The sequence below is a fragment of the Actinopolymorpha singaporensis genome, from assembly GCF_900104745.1.
GTDB classification, from domain to species: domain Bacteria; phylum Actinomycetota; class Actinomycetes; order Propionibacteriales; family Actinopolymorphaceae; genus Actinopolymorpha; species Actinopolymorpha singaporensis.
In genome coordinates this window covers 236,641-249,805 of the sequence record NZ_LT629732.1, presented here as the reverse complement: position 1 = coordinate 249,805, position 13,165 = coordinate 236,641, and the positions used below count along the sequence as shown (strand labels likewise).

The window sequence follows — 13,165 nt, the reverse complement described above, 5'->3', positions numbered from 1 at the left end:
GGCGTACGAAGACAAAGACGCCTTGCCCACCGGCTCGAGTCAGGTCGCGGGTGAGGCGCTGCGCACGGTCAGGGGCGGTCCAGCGGATCATGGCCGGTTCGCGTGCCCCCGCATCCCGCCCGGCCGCGTCGTCGTCGCGCGTAGGACACCGCTACGCGATTTCTTCTCCGCCCTGCCGGACGGGCGCGGATGACTCGCTCTCTACTCGGCCCTGATCCGCTGGACGGACCCCAGCCCGGCGATGAGGATGTCCAGGCCGGCCTCGAAGTCGCGGTCGATCTCCGCCGCGTCCGCTGCGTCGAGCAGGTCGCCCAGTGAGCCGTTGATCTCGGCGAGGACGAACCCGGAGACGAACGTCAACAGCACGTTGCCGATCCGGCCCACCTCGGCGTCGGGGAGACCGGCGCGCCGCAACGTGTGGCACAGCGCTCCCCACAGTGGCCCCTCGCGCTGGATGAACCCGGGGTGCGCCAGCAGGTAGACGATCAGCTTGCTGTGCTGGTGGGCGAGCGTGCGGAAGCTGTGCCCGATCTGGCGCAGCTGCTCCGGCCACGGTGTGTCGTCGTCGGCGGAGGCGATCCTCAGGTCGGCCACGGCCAGCCGGGAGATGCCCTGCAGCAGCGCCGCCTTGTTGGGCACGTGGTGGTACAGCGACATCGGGTTGACGTCCAGGGCCGCGGCGAGCTTGCGCATGCTCAGGCCGTCGATGCCGTCTGCATCGACCATCGCGAGCGCCGTGGCGTGGATGAGCTCGGGCGTGAGATGCGGCGGCTCCTTCCGCTCCTTCCGCGCCGGTCGCGCCTGCCGCGTCCGGCCTGACCTGGTGACCATGGCTCGTACAGTATCAGCCATACGGTGTATGGTAGCCAGTCATACGGTGTATGGCTGCCCCCACCTCGGGTGGCCCGGACCCGACGAGGAAGTGACGATCATGGCCGACCTGCTCCCCATACCCGGCCCGCGCGGCGTCCCGGTGCTCGGCAACACCCTCCAGGTGCCTGCCGACGGACCGAGTGCCCACTTCGCCGACCTGGCGCGGGAGTACCCCGAGGGGATCTTCCGGCTGGAGTTCGCCGGCCGGCAGGTGATCTTCGTCTACGACCCCGACCTCGTGACCGAGGTGTCTGACGAGTCACGCTTCTACAAGCCGATCGACCCGCCGCTCAGCCACGTTCGCGACTTCGGCGGTGACGGCTTGTTCACCGCCCGGTCGGACGAGCCGGCCTGGGGTCAGGCGCACCGGATCCTGATGCCGGCGTTCAGTCAGCGTTCGATGAAGGCGTACTTCCCGCAGATGCTGGAGGTCGCCCAGCAACTCCTCGGCAAGTGGCACGACCGGCAGGGCACCGACCTCGAGGTGGCCGAGGACATGACCCGGCTCACCCTGGACACGATCTCCCTCACCGGCTTCGGCCACCGCTTCAACTCCTTCGAAGCAGAGGAACTCCACCCGTTCCTGCAGGCGATGGGCAACGCGCTGGTCGAGGCGATGATGCGAATGCGGCAACTGCCGTTCGTCACCAGCATGCGCCGGGGGCAGGAGCGTGCGTACCGCAACGACATCCAGACCATGCAGAGCCTCGTCGACGAGGTCATCCGCGCACGCCGCGCGGAGGGACGGACCGGCGGCAGCGACCTGCTCGGCCTGATGCTGGACGCCTCCGACCCCACCACCGGCGAGCGCCTGAGCGACGAGAACATCCGCAACCAGGTGTTGACATTCCTCATCGCCGGTCACGAGACCACCAGCGGGCTGTTGTCGTTCGCGCTGTATCTGCTGCTGCGCAACCCGCACGTGCTTGCCCAGGCCTACGCCGAGGTCGACCGGCTGCTGCCGGGTGACAGCGTTCCCACGTACGAGACGGTGATGAGGCTGGACGTCATCCCACGCGTTCTCGACGAGACGCTGCGCCTGTGGTCGCCGATCCCGAGTATCGGGCTCACGGCGTACGAGGACACCGTGCTCGGCGGGCGCTATCCGGTCGCCAAGGGGCAGAAGATCAGCGTCCTGCTCGCGCCGCTGCACACGCACCCGGGTGCGTGGGAGCGACCGGACGAGTTCGACATCGACCGGTGGCTGCCCGAACGTAAGGCCGAACACCACCCGCACGCGTACAAGCCGTTCGGGAACGGCGAGCGGGCCTGCATCGGCCGGCAGTTCGCGCTCACCGAGGCCCGGCTGGCCCTCGCGCTGCTGCTGCAGAAGTTCGCGCTGTCCGACCCGCACTCGTATCACATGCATGTCAAGCAGACCTTGACAATCAAGCCGGAGGGCTTCACCGTACGGGTACGGGAGCGCCGACCGCACGAGCGGGCGTTGCCGGGTGCGACTGCCGGCGACTCCCGCGAGTCCGGTGCTGCGGCTGCCGCGTCCGCGCTGGACGTGCGGGCGGTGGGCGTCTCGCTGCGGGTGGCGTACGGCTCCAACCTCGGCAGCACCGAGGACCTCGCGCACCTGGTGGCCGAGCGGGCCCGCCAGTCCGGGTTCGAGACCACGCTGACGACGCTGGACGAACTCGCTGCCGACATACCCACCGACGGCCTGCTCGTGGTGGTGACCGCGAGCTACAACGGCAAGGCGCCCGACAACGCGCAGCGCTTCGACCGGCTGCTGGAGGACGGCGTGCTGGCGCCGGATTCCCTTGCCGGGTTGAGGTTCGCCGTCCTGGGTGCCGGCAACACCCAGTGGGCGACCTACCAGGCGTTCCCCAGGCGGGTGGAGGCCGGACTGCTCGCCGCCGGTGCGACCGCGGTGGTGCCACGCGGTGAGGCCGACGCGGCCGGTGACTTCGACGGGATGGCGGAGGCCTGGCTGGGTGAGCTGTGGACTGCGCTGGCACAGGAGTACGGCGCGGACGCCAGCGCCGCGGACGGACCACGCTACCGGCTGGAGGTGCTCACCGAGGCCGACATCCGGCCGGCGGTGGTGTCCGAGCAGGCCGTCCCACTCACGGTCGTGAGCAGCGAGGACCTGGTCGGCGACGCGACCGGCCTGTGGGACTTCGCCCTGGAGGCGCCGCGTCCGGCGGCCCGGTCGGTGGTGCTCGAGCTCCCCGAGGGAATGACGTACCGGACCGGAAACCACCTGGCGGTGTTCGCGAAGAACGATCCCGAGCTGGTGGCCTGGGCGATGCGTCAGCTGCGCCTACGCCACGACCAGGTGGTCCGGCTGTCCCAGGAGGATGGCCGGCGCACGCACCTGCCGGTGGACGTACCGGTGTCGGCCGAACTGCTGCTCACGGAGTTCGTCGAACTGCAGGAGGTGGCTACCAGGGCGCAGCTGCGCACCCTGCTCCGGTACACCGGTTGCCCCTGGACGACCCGCGAGATCGAGGCGCTGTGCGGTGAGGAGCCGGAGGCGCAGCAGCGGTACGCCGACGAGATCCTCGCCAAGCGGGTGTCGGTGCTCGGCATGCTGGAACGCTTTCCCGCGGTCGAGTTGCCGCTCGCGGCGTTTCTGGAGCTGGCAGGCCCGATCCGGCCGCGGTTCTACTCCATCTCCTCCTCGCCGGCGGTCGACCCGCGCCGGCCCAGGTTGACGGTCGGTCTGGTGGAGGGTCCGGCCTGGGCGGGAACGGGCGAGTACCGCGGGCTGTGCTCCCAGTACCTCGCGCGGCTGGAGCCCGGCGACGTGATCTACGGCTACGTGCGTACCCCGGCTCCGGCGTTCGAGCCCCCGGCCGATCCGGCCACGCCGATGGTGCTGGTCGGCCCGGGGACCGGCATCGCGCCGCTGCGCGGCTTCGTCGAGGAGCGGGCCGCCTTGGCGGCGGCGGGTGAACTGGTCGGCCCGGCGTTGCTGTTCTACGGCTGCCGGCACCCCGAGCACGACTGGTTGTACGGCTCGGAGTTCGCGGAGTGGGAGCGGGCCGGTGTGGTGACCGTCCACTCGGCGTACTCGGCGGTGCCCGATCATCCGTACCGCTTCGTGCAGGATGCCCTGCTGGCACAGGGCGACGCGGTGTGGGCGGCGCTAGCGGAGGGCGGTCACTTCTACGTGTGCGGCGACGGAGCGCGGATGGCGCCGGCGGTGCGTGCGGCGCTGCTGGAGATCTTCTGCCGGAACACGGGCGAAGCCGCTGCGGGCGCCGAGGAGTGGCTGGCCGACCTCGAGCGGGCAGGCCGCTACCAGCAGGACGTCTTCGCCTGAGTAGACGTGAGTCACGCCGAGAGGCGTCGAGGTGGCAACTGTGAACGGTTGCGTCATGCGGCGCCCTCGGCCGCTCACTGTCGGGTCTTCCGGCGTTCGGATCCCTGTCCTTATGGGCGGAGGACGCGGCGCTGCGGAGCTGCCGCCGATGACAGCTGTCCTGCCCCGGCCACTCCCGAACTGTCACGGGAGACCTGCCGGACGTGACTGTTGACCGGAGGACTGTCGAAGCGGGCGGACGACCTGGCCACCGACAGTCGGAAAGCCCCGAACGACGAGATCGAGGATGGCGCGATGTCGGACACCAACGCGGATACACACGCCGGCACCAACGCCGGCACCGACGCCGGCACAGACACCAGGCAACTGCTCGACGCCCTCTACCGGGACGGGCTCGCCCACGACGCCGCGCAGGAGGACCGACTGCTCCGCCGCCGCAATCTCGAGCCCGAGGCAGCCACCCTGCTGTCCGTGGTGCTCCAGTCGATGGGCGCCACCTCGATGGCGGAGATCGGCACGTCGAACGGATACTCCGCGATCTGGTTCGCCTCCGCGCTGGCCCGGCGAAACGGCCGGTTGCTGAGCGTGGACGTCGACGCCTCCGTGCAGGCGCAGGCGCGCACCAACCTGGAGGCCGCCGGGCTGGCCGCGACCGTCGAACTCAGGACCGCCGACGGTGGCGCCGTCCTGGCCGAGCTACCCGACGCGGGCCTCGACGTGTTGTTCCTCGACTCCGAGCGCCCGGAGTACCCGCACTGGTGGCCGCATCCGGTGCGGGTGCTGCGCCCCGGAGGCCTGCTCGCCGTCGACAACGTGCTCTCCCACCCCGAGGAGGTGGCGGAGTTCCGTGCGCTGGTGGAACGCTCCGCCGAACTGGAGTCGACGGTGGTGCCCGTCGGCAAGGGCTTGTTGCTCGCCACCCGGCTGGGGACATAACCAACAGTCCGCCTCACCGGCTCGAGGACAGAACTAGCCGTTCACCTGGTCGAGGATCGGCCAGAGGTCCTCGTGGCCGGTCATGGTGGCGTAGTCGTACTGGCTCCCGCCTACCGCGCCGCCGTCGCGCACCGCGTCGACGAACGCCTGCACGCGGGCCGGCGTCACCGGCGTACTGCCCTCGCCGATGACTCCGCCCTCGACGTGTACCCGGCGGCCGGTGAGCGCTCTCGTCCTCGTCGTCTGGTCCTTCACCCAGGTGTAGACCTGCGACGCGGAGAAGTTCGACCTGAACGACCACAGCGCCATGGGTACGACGGCCTCGCTGTTCGGCCCGATCGATGCCCAGGGGAAACCCTCCCAGCGGTTCCCGGGATCGGTGCCGAAGGGCGAGGGCACGATCGCCCCGATCACCGCGGGCGTACGGGTACGCACCTGCTGCAGGTGGGTGACCAGCCGCTGGTTGAACTGGGCGTGGGTGACCTCGCCGTCGGAGCCGAACCGTTCGATGTCGACGCCCACCGCGTCGAACCGCTGCCCGGCCGGGCTGACGTAGGAGCCGATCGCCACGGTGCGGCGTACGTCGCGTTCGAGGTCGCCGTAGCCGGGGACGTACCACCCGACGACCCGGATGCCGGCCGCGTGTGCGGCGTCCAGCCACTGGCCCATCTCGGTCTCGTCGAAGAAGTCCCGTGCGCTGTTGAACCGCGCGGTGCCGAGGTAGAGCGTCCGTACGTCACGCGCGCGCATGTCGGCCACCGACGACGCCGGATCGAGGGTGGCGTAGTCCAGGGTGTCCACCCAGGTGCCGAGCCTGCGGAACGCGGCGTAGGCGTCCACGGAGGTCCACGCGCTCCAGGTGCCGGTCGGCCTCGGCCGTACCGACTCGTACTGGAAGCCGTTCGGCGACCATCCGAGGACCCGCACCGCCGCGTCCCCGTCGGTCGCGGTCGGACCGGAGGAGAACGTGCCGCCCAACGCCGTCCACGACGTCCATGCCGATCCCGTCCACCGCAGCAGCCGCATGCTGTTGCCGCTGCCGCGCGCCGCGACGTCCAGCAGGTCCGTGCCCGGGGAGGCCGCCGCGGGCTGGGAGTTCAGCAGGGTGGTGGTACCGCCGACCCGCACCCAGGAGTGCCACCGCCCGCCGCCGAACCACTTCTGCGACAGGGTGTTGTCGACGTTGCGGACGAACACGTCCACTCGACCCGGGCCCCACGAGGTGGCCGCCGGGCTGGACGACATGACGCCGCCCAGGCGTTCCCACGCCGACCACCTGCCGGCCGCGAACGCCTTGTGGGACAGGCCGTTGTCGACGTTGCGGACGAACACGTCCAGCAGGCCGGGACCCTGGGACGCGACGGCAGGCGCCGAGGTGAGGATGCCGCCCAGGCGTTCCCAGCTCTGCCAGCCGCCGGAGGTGTACGCGCGGTGCCACAGGGCGTTGTCCGTGCCGCGGGCGAAGACGTCCATGCGTCCGGGCGCCCACGAGACGGCCGCCGGCTGGGATGCGAGGTCGCCGCCGAGATTGAGGGTTCGCGTCCACGAGCCACCCGGATACCGGATCTGCTGCAGTAGGTCGCCACCGGACGAGGTGTTGAACAGGTCCGTGCGGCCGGGACCGTTCGACGTGACCGCCGGGCTGGTGCGTTCGGCCGACGGAAGCGGAATCGCCGCCGCCGTGACGGACGAACCCGCCGACGCCGGGGGCGAGCCCGCGGCCGCGGCGGGCGTACCTGCCGCGGCCACGCTCAGCGCCCCCGCGAGCAGCAGGGCCGCCGTACCGGCGACCCGGGCCCGCACGCCCACTCCTGGCAGAGATCCGCGTACCGCACGCATCATGGCTTCGCACCGACTCTCCGACACCGCCGCGCCCACACCGGAACGAGGCGAAACCGACCCCTGTGAACCGTCCGATCCCGGACAGTCGGACAGTAACGCCTCGCGCGGCAGAAAGACGGCGGAACGGCCGAACCTCTCGATCTTGCCGACCTGCCGAACCCGTCGACCCTGTCAAACCTGTCGAACCTGTCGAACCTGGTGAACCGAACGTCAGGCCCGGCCTGATGGCGAAGTCGGGCAACCGCCGACCGGCCGACACCCGGCACGCGCGAACGTCGGCAGCCGCAGGGCGCGCAGTTCCTAGGGTCGGAGCATGGCGTACTTCACGTTCACCATGGCCGCGATCGTGGTGGGTGCCCTCGTACACACCCTGGTGGACCATTCGCCCCAGCGGCGCACCCGCCCCCGGGTGATCGAGCTGTGGCTGCTGTGGTTCGTGGTGGGCGGCGGCGTGTGGTCGATCTTCGGCGGACTCAGCCACCTCGGTCCCAACTCCGGCGAGGTCGCGGCGTCGGTCGGGTACGCCCGGAGCTTCTTCCAGTGGAGGGTGGGCTGGGCCGACATCGCGGTCGGTGTGCTCGGCGTGGGCTGCGTCCGGAAGCGGGACAGCTGGCTCACCGCGGCCGTCGTCGCGCTCACGGTTGTGTACTGGGGCGACGCGGTGGGGCACGTCATGCAGCTGATCGCGCACGACAACACCGCGACGGCCAACGTGGGAGCCATTCCGGTCGACGTGCTGCAGCCGTTGGTCGCGGTGGTGCTGCTCGTCGAGTACCGACGGCACCAACCGGCCGCCGGACGGACCACGACCGGCCCCAAGGTCGCCGACTGACGTGGCAGACTCGGCGGGCGACCGGTTCGCGGATCTTGGAGGTGCCGAACGCGCCCTTGGTCCCGCGGAGAGCAGCCCCACGCCCGGAAGGAAACCATGCGCCAGCTGCGCTACGACGAACTCACCGTGTCAGTCGCTCCGACTGCGGAGGCGGCCGGAGCCGCCGCTGCTGAACGCTTCGCGGCGGCCGTACGCGCCGAACTCGCCACCGTCGAACCAGGGGACGCGGTGGCGGTGATCCTGGCCACCGGCAACTCGCAGTTCGGCTTCGTGCGCGCCGTGCGCGAACGCGACGACATCGACTGGTCGCGGGTGGTCGTGTTGCACATGGACGAGTACGCCGGTATGTCCGCGGACCATTCGGCGAGTTTCCGACGGTGGTTCGCCGACCAGTTGCTGCCGTACGTCACGCCGCGGGAGTTCCACGGCATCCGCGGTGACCACGAGCCGGTCGAGGAGGAGCTGGCCCGGTATTCCGGGCTGCTCGCCGACCTCGACCCGGCCGTGTGCGTGATGGGCATCGGCGAGAACGGCCACCTGGCGTTCAACGACCCGCCCGCCGACTTCGGCACCACCGAACTGGTCCACCTGGTGGAGCTGGACGAGGCGTGCCGGCGCCAGCAGGTCGGTGAGGGCCACTTCCCGTCGCTGGCGCAGACGCCGACGCGGGCGCTGTCGCTGACCGTGCCCGCCCTGATCCGTCCGCGGACGGTTCTGGTGGTGACGCCGGAGGCACGCAAGGCGGACGCCGTCCGCAGTGCACTGGAGGGCCCGGTCACGCCCGACTGCCCGGCGTCGATCCTGCGCACCGTCGGCCACGCGCAGCTCTTCCTCGACGAGGAGTCGGCCGGGACGTTGCGCGACCAGGTCGGCTGACCCGGGCGGTCAGGCGCGGTTCGGGCGCGGTTCAGGCGCGGTTCGGTTCGGTGGCGGGACCGACGGCGGTCACGGTGAGCACGGCCGTGCCCGCCTCGTCGGAGGCGGCCAGGTCGACCTCCGCGGTGATGCCCCAGTCGCGGTCGCCGTTCGGGTCGTCGAAGATCTGCCGGACCAGCCACCGGCCGGGCTCGGTCGTGGTGTCCACGACGAGGAACGCCGGGCCGCGCGCGTCCGGACCGGTTCCGATCGAGTCGTACTCCGCGAAGTACTCCCCCAAGGCCGCGGCCCACGCGCCGGCGTCCCACCCGGACTCGGCGTCGAGCTCGCCGAGCTCGTCGGAGCGGCGCAGGGCCGCCAGCTCGACCCGGCGGAACAGCGCGTTGCGGACGAGCACCCGGAACGCCCGGGCGTTCGACGTCACCGTCAACGGCTCCTTGACGCCGATGCCCGGAGCGCCGGCCGACAGCTCCTCCTCGGACGGGTTGCGCAGACGTTCCCACTCGTCCAGCAGGCTGGAGTCGACCTGGCGGACCAGCTCGCCCAGCCACTCGATCAGGTCGGTCAGCTCCTCGGTCCGGGCGTCCTCGGGCACGGTCTGCCGCAGCGCCTTGTACGCGTCGGCGAGGTAGCGCAGCACCAGTCCCTCCGAGCGGGTCAGGCCGTACAGCCCGACGTACTCCACGAACGTCATCGCCCGCTCGTACATGTCGCGCACGACCGACTTCGGCGAGAGCTCGTGGTCGGCGACCCAGGGATGCCCGCGCCGGTACATCTCGTACGCCGCGTCGAGCAGGTCGGCCAGCGGCTGCGGGTGGGTGACGTCCTCCAGCAGCTCCATGCGCTCGTCGTACTCGATGCCCTCCGCCTTCATCGCCGCGACCGCCTCACCCCGAGCCTTCTGGCGCTGGGCGGACAGCACCTGCCGCGGGTCGTCCAGCGTGGACTCGATCACGGACACGACGTCCAGTGCGTACGTCGGTGACTCCTTGTCCAGCAGCTCGATCGCGGCCAGCGCGAACGGCGACAGCGGCTGGTTGAGGGCGAAGTCCCACTGCAGGTCGACGGTCAGCCGGACCCGCCGTCCGGTCTCGTCGGGTTCGTCCAGCTGCTCCACCACGCCACCGGCGAGCAGCGCGCGGTAGATCGCGATCGCCCGGCGGATGTGCCGGCGTTGCGCGGCCGGCTCCTCGTGGTTGTCGGTGAGCAGGTGGCGCATCGCCGCGAACGCGTCACCGGGCCGGCCGATGACGTTCAGCAGCATCGCGTGGCTGACCGCGAAGCTGGACGTGAGCGGCTCGGGTTCGGCTGCGACCAGCCGCTCGAACGTCGGCCTGCCCCAGCCGATCGTGCCCTCCGGCGGCTTCTTGCGTACGACCTTGCGGCGCTTCTTCGGGTCGTCGCCGGCCTTGGCGAGCGCCTTCTCGTTCTCCACCACGTGTTCGGGCGCCTGCACGACGACGGTGCCGAGCGTGTCGTAGCCGGCGCGCCCGGCCCGCCCGGCGATCTGGTGGAACTCCCGCGCCTTGAGCAGCCGCACCTTCTGCCCGTCGTACTTCGACAGGCCGGTGAACAGCACCGTGCGGATCGGCACGTTGATGCCCACACCGAGGGTGTCGGTGCCGCAGATCACCTTCAGCAGCCCGGCCTGGGCGAGCGTCTCCACCAGCCGGCGGTAGCGGGGCAGCATGCCGGCGTGGTGGACGCCGATGCCGTGCCGGACCAGCCGGGACAGCGTACGGCCGAAGCCGGCGGTGAACCGGAAGTGACCGATCATCGCCGCGATCGCGTCCTTCTCCGCCCGGGTGCACATGTTGACGCTCATCAGCGCCTGCGCGCGTTCCAGCGCGGCCGCCTGGGTGAAGTGGACGACGTAGACCGGCGCCTGGTGGGTGCCGAGGAGGTCCTCCAGCGTCTCGTGCAGGGGAGTGGTGACGTAGGAGAACACCAGCGGCACCGGGCGCTCGGACGCGTGCACCAGGGTGGTCGGCCGCCCGGTCCGCCGGGTCAGATCCTCCTCGAACCTGCTGACGTCGCCCAGCGTCGCCGACATCAGCACGAACTGCGCGTGCGGCAACTCGATCAGCGGCACCTGCCAGGCCCAGCCCCGGTCGGGCTCGGCGTAGAAGTGGAACTCGTCCATCACCACCTGGCCGACGTCGGCGTCCGGCCCGTCGCGCAACGCGATGTTGGCGAGGATCTCCGCCGTGCAGCAGATGATCGGTGCGTCGGCGTTGACGCTTGCGTCCCCGGTCTGCATGCCGACCTTGTCGGCGCCGAACATCTCGCACAGCGCGAAGAACTTCTCCGACACCAGCGCCTTGATCGGTGCGGTGTAGTAGGTCCGTCTGCCCTGTGCCATCGCGGCGAAGTGGGCACCGGCGGCGACCAGGCTCTTGCCGGACCCGGTCGGGGTGGCAAGGATCACGTTGGCGCCGGAGACGATCTCGATCAGCGCCTCTTCCTGGTGGGGATAGAGGGTGAACCCGCGTTCGCCGGCCCAGCTGGCGAAGGCCTCGTAGAGGGAGTCCGGATCGGTGTCGGCAGGGTCGGCCGGCGGGTGCAGCCGCGTCAGCTGCGTGGCGGCCAGCGAGGGGGTGGGAAGGGCGGACGTGGACGGCGGGGACAACGGATCAGTGAGCGACATGGCGCTTCCATCGTGCCCTACGCCGTGCGTGGCGGCCCACCCGCGCCGGGCGCGGGTGGGCCGCCACGGGCCCCGGCCGAGGTCGGCGCCTCAGCCGAGGTCGACCGTGGGGTACAGCGGGTGGTTCGACAGCAGGTCGGCGGCCTGCTGGGAGACCCGGGTGGCCACCGCCTCGTCGAGCACGTGCGAGGCCTTCGACGGGGCACCCTGTTTGGTGGTGCCCGGCTTGGTCTGGGCGAGCACCGTGTCGATCAGTCCGGCCACCTCGTCCAGTTCGGCGGTGCCGAGGCCGCGGGTGGTGAGCGCGGGGGTGCCGAGCCGGATGCCGGAGGTGTACCACGCGCCGTTGGGGTCCTGCGGGACGGCGTTGCGGTTGGTGACGATGCCCGACTCCAGCAGCGCCGCCTCGGCCTGCCGGCCGGTGAGGCCGTACGACGACACGTCCAGCAGGACGAGGTGGTTGTCGGTGCCCCCGGTGACCAGCTTCGCCCCGCGCCTGGTGAGCCCCTCGGCCAGCGCCTTCGCGTTGTCCACGATCCGCTGGGCGTAGTCGCGGAAGTCCGGCTGCCGGGCCTCGGCCAGCGCGACCGCCTTCGCCGCCATCACGTGCGGCAGCGGGCCGCCGAGCACCATCGGGCAGCCGCGGTCGACCTGGTCGGCGAGCTCGGGCTGGCACAGGACCATCCCGCCGCGCGGGCCGCGCAGCGACTTGTGCGTCGTGGTGGTGGTGATGTGGGCGTGCGGCACCGGGTCGTAGTCGCCGGTGAGCACCTTGCCCGCGACCAGGCCGGCGAAGTGGGCCATGTCGACCATGAACGTCGCACCGACCTCGTCGGCGATCTCGCGCATCGTCGCGAAGTTGATCAGCCGGGGGTACGCCGAGTAGCCGGCGACCAGGATCAACGGGCGGAACTCCTGCGCCGCCCGGCGCACCTCGTCGTAGTCGATCAGGCCGGTCCGCGGGTCGGTGCCGTAGCTCCTCTGGTCGAACATCTTGCCGGAGATGTTCGGCCGGAACCCGTGGGTGAGGTGGCCGCCCGCGTCGAGGGACATGCCGAGCATCCGCTGGTTGCCGAGCTCGCGGCGCAGCTCGAACCAGTCCTGCTCGGACAGGTCGTTGACCTGGCGGACCTGCGCCTTCTCCAGCGCGGGCGCCTCGACCCGGTTGGCCAGCACCGCCCAGAACGCCACCAGGTTGGCGTCGATCCCCGAGTGCGGCTGGGCGTAGGCGTGCGGGGCGCCGAAGAGCTCGCGGGCGTGCTCGGCTGCCAGCGCCTCCACGGTGTCGACATTCTGGCAGCCGGCGTAGAAGCGGCGCCCGATGGTGCCCTCGGCGTACTTGTCGCTGAGCCAGTTGCCCATCGCCAGCAGGACCGCCGGCGAGGCGTAGTTCTCACTCGCGATCAGCTTCAGGGACTCGCGCTGGTCGTGCAGTTCGGCGCCGATCGCGGCGGCGACCCGGGGCTCGACCCGGGCGATCACGTCCAGTGCGCTCCGGAACGCGGTCGACTCGGTGCTGTTCGCCGGGCTGTTCGCCGGGCTGTTCGCCGGGCTCTTCTGGGGGCTGTCCTTCGGGCTGTCCGGGGCGGACGCGGGGCTCATGGGGACCTCCTGTGGCGTACGGAAGGGGGCCCAGGCGCACGGCACTCCGTCCTTCGACGAGGCCGCTTCCCGATGGTCGATCCCATCCCAACGCGCCAGTCACGGCCTGCACCGAGGCTACCGTGGCCGGTCGTCCGCGTGCAGCCACCCGTACCCGGACACAGGGGTACAGGCCGCGCCGAGGCTGGCTGGCCCACCAACGTCGCGACGATCCGCCCGGGCGGGCCATGTCCTCCAAGGCCCCCATGTACGGCCGTGCCCGCCCGGACCGGGACGGTCC

At 71.1% G+C, this 13,165-nt stretch carries 8 protein-coding genes and 1 riboswitch; of the genes, 4 read left to right on the top strand and 4 right to left on the bottom strand.

Features of this window, described 5'->3' with window-relative positions:
- Positions 1 to 201: 201 nt before the first annotated feature.
- Positions 202 to 831: a TetR/AcrR family transcriptional regulator gene (locus BLU27_RS01185; RefSeq protein ID WP_172804841.1), complete on the bottom strand. Its 630-nt coding sequence runs from the start codon at positions 829 to 831 to the stop codon at positions 202 to 204.
- A gap of 100 nt (positions 832 to 931) precedes the next feature.
- On the opposite strand from BLU27_RS01185, the gene BLU27_RS01180 reads away from it, so the two are divergent.
- Both BLU27_RS01180 and BLU27_RS01175 read left to right on the top strand, forming a co-directional pair.
- The gene (locus tag BLU27_RS01180; RefSeq protein ID WP_092656982.1) at positions 932 to 4,150 is read left to right on the top strand and encodes a bifunctional cytochrome P450/NADPH--P450 reductase; all 3,219 of its coding nucleotides are present in this window, start codon (positions 932 to 934) and stop codon (positions 4,148 to 4,150) included.
- A gap of 294 nt (positions 4,151 to 4,444) precedes the next feature.
- Complete coding sequence (locus BLU27_RS01175; RefSeq protein WP_092656980.1) at positions 4,445 to 5,086, top strand: O-methyltransferase; 642 nt, start codon at positions 4,445 to 4,447, stop codon at positions 5,084 to 5,086.
- Between the two features lie 33 nt (positions 5,087 to 5,119).
- On the opposite strand, the gene BLU27_RS01170 is transcribed toward BLU27_RS01175, so the two are convergent.
- Entirely contained in the window at positions 5,120 to 6,889 is a 1,770-nt protein-coding gene (locus BLU27_RS01170; RefSeq protein ID WP_092649747.1) for a PLL family lectin, read from the bottom strand.
- Between the two features lie 352 nt (positions 6,890 to 7,241).
- Between BLU27_RS01170 and BLU27_RS01165 the strand changes: the two genes are divergently transcribed.
- Entirely contained in the window at positions 7,242 to 7,760 is a 519-nt protein-coding gene (locus BLU27_RS01165) for a DUF6790 family protein (protein ID WP_092649745.1), read from the top strand.
- A gap of 96 nt (positions 7,761 to 7,856) precedes the next feature.
- Positions 7,857 to 8,636 (top strand): 6-phosphogluconolactonase, encoded by a 780-nt coding sequence (locus tag BLU27_RS01160; RefSeq protein WP_092649744.1) that lies wholly within the window; start codon positions 7,857 to 7,859, stop codon positions 8,634 to 8,636.
- Positions 8,637 to 8,667: 31 nt separating this feature from the next.
- Here the strand turns inward: BLU27_RS01160 and BLU27_RS01155 are convergent, their stop codons facing one another.
- Entirely contained in the window at positions 8,668 to 11,283 is a 2,616-nt protein-coding gene (locus BLU27_RS01155) for a DEAD/DEAH box helicase (RefSeq protein WP_092649742.1), read from the bottom strand.
- Positions 11,284 to 11,373: 90 nt separating this feature from the next.
- Positions 11,374 to 12,885, bottom strand: coding sequence for a glycine hydroxymethyltransferase (locus tag BLU27_RS01150; protein ID WP_092649740.1), 1,512 nt, complete (start codon positions 12,883 to 12,885; stop codon positions 11,374 to 11,376).
- Positions 12,886 to 12,906: 21 nt separating this feature from the next.
- A riboswitch (ZMP/ZTP riboswitch) is annotated at positions 12,907 to 12,998 on the bottom strand.
- Positions 12,999 to 13,165 lie beyond the last annotated feature (167 nt).

Bases quoted from the DNA above. Each gene is read 5' to 3' on its own strand.
- BLU27_RS01155 (WP_092649742.1), bottom strand. From the start codon at position 11,283: ATGTCGCTCACTGATCCGTTGTCCCCGCCGTCCACGTCCGCCCTTCCC.
- BLU27_RS01165 (WP_092649745.1), top strand. From the start codon at position 7,242: ATGGCGTACTTCACGTTCACCATGGCCGCGATCGTGGTGGGTGCCCTC.
- BLU27_RS01180 (WP_092656982.1), top strand. From the start codon at position 932: ATGGCCGACCTGCTCCCCATACCCGGCCCGCGCGGCGTCCCGGTGCTC.
- BLU27_RS01175 (WP_092656980.1), top strand. From the start codon at position 4,445: ATGTCGGACACCAACGCGGATACACACGCCGGCACCAACGCCGGCACC.
- BLU27_RS01150 (WP_092649740.1), bottom strand. From the start codon at position 12,885: ATGAGCCCCGCGTCCGCCCCGGACAGCCCGAAGGACAGCCCCCAGAAG.
- BLU27_RS01185 (WP_172804841.1), bottom strand. From the start codon at position 831: ATGGTCACCAGGTCAGGCCGGACGCGGCAGGCGCGACCGGCGCGGAAG.
- BLU27_RS01160 (WP_092649744.1), top strand. From the start codon at position 7,857: ATGCGCCAGCTGCGCTACGACGAACTCACCGTGTCAGTCGCTCCGACT.